Source organism: Streptomyces sp. NPDC104371 (assembly GCF_055583785.1).
The window spans coordinates 1-4,555 of the sequence record NZ_JBVJNF010000029.1; the positions used below are offsets into that span (position 1 = coordinate 1).

A 4,555-nucleotide genomic window follows, 5' to 3' on the forward strand; every position below is an offset into this window, starting at 1 on the left:
GAGTACGTACTACGCGAACAATGTTTCACCGGACGAGGCAAATACGGGGCCTGACCAGGCAAAAGAGGTCTGGCAGGAGCGTCGCGGGAAGCGGTTCGCCCAACGGGTCGTCCTCCGGCGGATCAGCACGTTGCCGCGTGTCAAGAAGTGCGGGCTCGTGACCAACGGCAACGAGGGAAACGGGTCCGCCGCAATCGTGATCAACGACGGTCACGCGTCATGGTCGGGCTACTGCTCCTGCGGTTCGATCTGGGCCTGCCCCGTCTGCGCCGCGAAGATCCGCCTCGTCCGTGCCGACGAGATCGCTCGGGCCGTCGCCAAGCACATGATCGAAGACGGCGGAACGGCCTGGATGGTCACCCTGACGGCCCGTCACAAGAAGTACCACGACCTGGCCCCGGTCCTCGATGCGGTCGCCAACGGTTGGCGTCGGCTGATGTCCGGAAAGGCATGGGCAGGCGATAAGAAAACAGGTCTTCTTGGGGAAAAAGACAAACTCGGAATTCGCGGCTATATCCGTTCTCTGGAAGTGACATGGGGTCACCGAAACGGATTCCACCCGCACTTGCACGTGGTCGTTCTCATGAATGACGAAACCACGGAAGAACTTGCTTACATGATGGGTCGCTGGTGGAAAACCTGGCGGGCCTGGATGAAGAAGCACGGTTACGAGCCGACCGAGAAGCACGGCATCGTCTGGTCCAAGGTCACAACTCCTCAGGAGGCAGGCGAATATATCGCCAAGCTCCAAGAGGGTCGGGGACTCGGAAACGAGATCGCCCGTGGCGATATGAAGTCGGGCAGTCTCAAGACCCTGGCTCCGTTCGAACTCCTGGAATACTTCCGACTCACCGGAGACATGGACGTGATTCCGGTCTGGCAGCAGTACGAGAAAGGCACGTTCAACCGCCGGGCGATTACCTGGAGTCGAGGTCTCCGGCCCGACCTGCTGCCCAAGGAAGTCGAGAAGACTGACGAAGAGGTGGTCAACGACAAGGTGGGCGGTGACCGCTGGGCCGTTCTGCCGGCCGAATCGCTGAAGCGGATGCGGGAGGTGCCCGGCCTGGAAACTCAGCTCCTCGACGCTGCTGAGAACGGCGGTTTCGCGGAACTCGTGAACATGCTCACGGCCTACCACCTGGAATACGAAGTTGGACCTGATGCCCCGTCAGAAGACTCTGACGGTTCGTCAGATGCCGATGAGGAGCCTGCCTTAGGGTGATCAACTTCCCTAGGGTTGGGGAAGTGTTTACCTAAAGGTGATCAATGGGGCGGGAGCATGAAAAGGGGCCAATATACTTGTACCAAGTTCAGGGCCGCAGGGCCTGACCGTGCGAAGCAAAGGACCGGGCCCCTTTTCTTGCTCCCGGAGGGGCCCCATTGATCAGCTTTAGGTAAAGACTTCCTCGGCCCGGAATCACCAAAAAAACGCGATCGCCTGCGGCGAAGGCTACGGCCCCCGCCGGGCAACTCGTCCTCACTTGCGCTTAGTTCGTCCGTATACCGCCGCCCTCGTAATCTGGGCGGCTTTCGCAATTTCCGTGACCGTCAAGGCTTTTGCATCAGAAGCCATGGCGGTCATTTCAATTTCTGCCGTCTTAGCCACGTCCCCGATCTGTGCAAGGGCTCGGATCAAGGTCCGGTACCACTCCGCGTCGTCTCCGGCCATGGCTGCCTCGGCATGCCCCAGGTAGGCCGTCAGCTCGGAGATCGTTTGGATTCGCTGCTGGGCTTCGGTACGGGCGGCCTGCGGGACAGAACGTGACATTGCGTGACTCCTCTAAGCGGTACATGGATAGTCGCTTGACACATGGCGTCTAGTGACCTCAGAGTAGTGGACAGCACAGGCCGTAGTCAGCCCCTACGGAGATGACGACCTGTCACCTCGAATGCTCGGCCAATATCCACAGGCCGACTGTCCGAGACTCCTGCTAGACCAGTGATCCACTACTCCAGAAGAGGTACCGCAATGCCCGCGATCTTCCACGTTGACCAGGCCGCCACCTTCCGCATGGTCATGTTCCTCAGCTCCTCCCCCAAGCTCGTGTTCGGCGACAACCAGAAGCAGGACACGACGTCGGACGGCACCCCGAAGTGGACCGTCGAGGTCGTCGCAGGGTTCGAGCAGTTCGGCCGCGTGACGAACGAGGTCCTCAAGATCGGTGTTGCCTCCCACCGTGACCCCGCCGAGGCACTCGGCGGGATGCCGCAGCCGGTTCACCTGAACGGCTTCCGGGTCGGTGTCTCGCCGGTCGAGACCAAGAAGGACAAGAACGGCAACGACGTCGTGCGGGGTGGCTCCGCCTGGTACGCCGCCGACGAGATCGTCCCCGCCACCGCCGTGCCCGCGTCCCGCAAGACCGCCTCGCAGGAAGGCTGACCGTGTCCACCACTGACGCTCTGGGCCTCGCTCCCCTGGTCATGATCCTCACGCTCGTGGGGCTCGTGGCCTGGGGGGCGGTCCGCCTCTTCATCGCCACCTACCAGTACATCCGGGCCACCCCGTTCCAGCGCATCCGCATCCGTCACGCCTGGCGGGTCGGCCGCCAGTGGAAGCGGCTCGCGCCGAACGTCGGCCTCGCTCGGATCGACGAGAACACCAAGGGCCGCAAGGACTGGCAAGGCAAGGTCGCCAAGCCGATCACGGTCGTCCCGCGCATGAAGTGCTTCCCTGAGCCGTGGGGCATCCGGGCCGTGGTCAAGACGATCCCGAAGGTCGGGGTCGAGGAAGTCGAAAAGGCCGGCGGATGGCTGGCCGACGCTTGGGGCTGCGAGACCGTCGAAGTGAAGCGGCTCGCGGCCGGACTGGTCGAGGTTCGCGGCATCGTCGGCAACCCGCTGGACGAACACCTGCCGTACGCCTGGCCCGGCCAGGACGAGTGGCTCTTGCCCATGGGACACAACCCCTGGATGCGTCAAGTCGCCATCCCACTACGGCAGTTGAGCGGCATCAAGGTCGGCGGCCTCCCCGGCTTCGGCAAGACGATGCTCATGCTCGCGTGGATGGCCTCGCTGTCCAACCGCGCCAACGTCCAGTTCGCGATCTTCGACGGCAAGACCAGCGATCCCCGGTACGGCGACTGGGGAGAGGTCGGCTCCCGCGCGATGTTCGTTGTCGGCGACAACCCCGAGACGGCCAACCAGCGGCTGACCGAACTCGTCCGCCTGCTCAAGGACCGCCCGGCCGCTCTGGTCGAGGAACGCGGCACCCACAAGTTCTGGAAGCACGGACCGACAGAGCTGAACCCGCTCGTCGTGATCTTCATGGACGAGTGCCACAACTACAGCGACGTCAAGGGCCTGACAGGCAAGGACAAGCAGGTCGTAGAGAACAACCAGCGCATGATGCAGACCATCGCCAAGGAAGGTCGAGCGCTCGGAGTCCTCGGGGTCTTCGGCACCCAGAAGCAGACCGCCGACGCCCTGCCGACCGCCGTCCGAGACAACCTGGAAGTCGGCGTGTGCTTCCCCGTCTTCACGACCGACGCGGCGGAAGCAGCACTCGGCCCCGGCATCCGCAAGGACGAGGCCAACGACCCATCCGCCCTCGTGGACAAGGACAGCAACGTCGGGGTCTGCGTCGTCACCGGCGTCCCCGGCCTGGGTGGCCGCTACGACCGAATCCGCGTCGGCGACCTGGACGAGGACCAGCTCCCCGGCTTCATCGCCTCGACCTCCCACCTCCGGCGCGACGTCATCCCCGCGGCTGCTCCGACGATCGTGGACGTCTCCGCCGATGCAGCCGCGGGCACTTCCGCCGGCGCTTCGGTCCCGCTCCAGAAGGAAGCCAAGACCACCCGTCGAAGGAGGGCCTCGTGACCACCTACGAGCCGACCCCGGTCTACACACCCCAGCCCATCCACGTCGGCCCCGGACAGGCCCTGAGCGTCCCTCAGAGCCTCGGACAGCCCCCGGCCTACGTCATCGTCCAGCAGGCCGCTCCGGCGCCCTCCTGGCTCCGTCAGCACGCGGGTCAGCTCGTGGCTGCTGGCGGGGCCGGGGCCCTGGTGGTCGCCGTGCTCCTGGCCGTCGCCGTCGTCGCCGTCGCCGTCGGCATCGGCGCGATCTCCTGCGCACTCGGCTGGCTCGTGATCAAGACCCTGATGGGGCCGCAAACGACGAAGTGACCGCCCGGCGCGTCGATAGCACGCCGGTCGGCCACAGAGTCAAGGATCGCATCATCGGAGAACGACGGAGGCCCGAAGCGTCGCGACAACGCTCGGGCCTCTGGTCTCCGCTCAACCTGCGACAGCAAAACGGAGAACGTCTGTGGACAGCGTAGGGCAGACCACTGCCATCGACCACCCGTCAGATCTCGTGTCTGATGACCCCGGATCTCTGGACGCGGAACAGGCTCGCGCCATCCTCCAGGCCACCGCCTTCCGCCGGGTCTCCCCGGCCCCCGGTGGCGAAGCCTTGAGGGGAGCCGGGGCCGCCCCCGGCGGCCCGGCGGAAGGCCAGAGTACGTACTACGCGAACAATGTTTCACCGGACGAGGCAAATACGGGGCCTGACCAGGCAAAAGAGGTCTGGCAGGAGCGTCGCGGGAAGCGGT

General features: G+C 64.6%; 6 protein-coding genes. 5 read left to right on the plus strand and 1 reads right to left on the minus strand.

The features are described 5' to 3' along the window. Nucleotides 1-1,222 (plus strand): protein rep (locus ACZ60T_RS34020; RefSeq protein ID WP_469669491.1); only part of this gene is annotated, 1,222 nt, incomplete at its 5' end. Nucleotides 1,223-1,477: 255 nt separating this feature from the next. On the opposite strand, the gene ACZ60T_RS34025 is transcribed toward ACZ60T_RS34020, so the two are convergent. Further along, nucleotides 1,478-1,768, minus strand: a complete 291-nt coding sequence (locus tag ACZ60T_RS34025) for a hypothetical protein (RefSeq protein ID WP_469669492.1) — start codon at nucleotides 1,766-1,768, stop codon at nucleotides 1,478-1,480. A gap of 201 nt (nucleotides 1,769-1,969) precedes the next feature. On the opposite strand from ACZ60T_RS34025, the gene ACZ60T_RS34030 reads away from it, so the two are divergent. The 4 genes from ACZ60T_RS34030 to ACZ60T_RS34045 all read left to right on the plus strand — a co-directional run. Beyond that, nucleotides 1,970-2,380, plus strand: a complete 411-nt coding sequence (locus tag ACZ60T_RS34030) for a hypothetical protein (protein WP_469669493.1) — start codon at nucleotides 1,970-1,972, stop codon at nucleotides 2,378-2,380. Between the two features lie 2 nt (nucleotides 2,381-2,382). Then, a complete protein-coding gene (locus ACZ60T_RS34035; RefSeq protein WP_469669494.1) occupies nucleotides 2,383-3,819 on the plus strand; it encodes a hypothetical protein in 1,437 nt (478 codons plus the stop codon). Further along, on the plus strand, nucleotides 3,816-4,127 hold the full coding sequence (locus ACZ60T_RS34040; protein WP_469669495.1) for a hypothetical protein: 312 nt from the start codon (nucleotides 3,816-3,818) through the stop codon (nucleotides 4,125-4,127). The genes ACZ60T_RS34035 and ACZ60T_RS34040 overlap by 4 nt, the downstream gene beginning before the upstream one ends. Nucleotides 4,128-4,269: 142 nt before the next feature. After that, nucleotides 4,270-4,555, plus strand: a 286-nt coding sequence (locus ACZ60T_RS34045; protein ID WP_469669496.1) for a hypothetical protein, incomplete at its 3' end; no start/stop codon positions are given.

What these genes read in the sequence shown, in the direction of transcription:
- ACZ60T_RS34025 (WP_469669492.1), bottom strand. Translation starts at nt 1,768, where the DNA reads ATGTCACGTTCTGTCCCGCAGGCCGCCCGTACCGAAGCCCAGCAGCGA.
- ACZ60T_RS34030 (WP_469669493.1), top strand. Translation starts at nt 1,970, where the DNA reads ATGCCCGCGATCTTCCACGTTGACCAGGCCGCCACCTTCCGCATGGTC.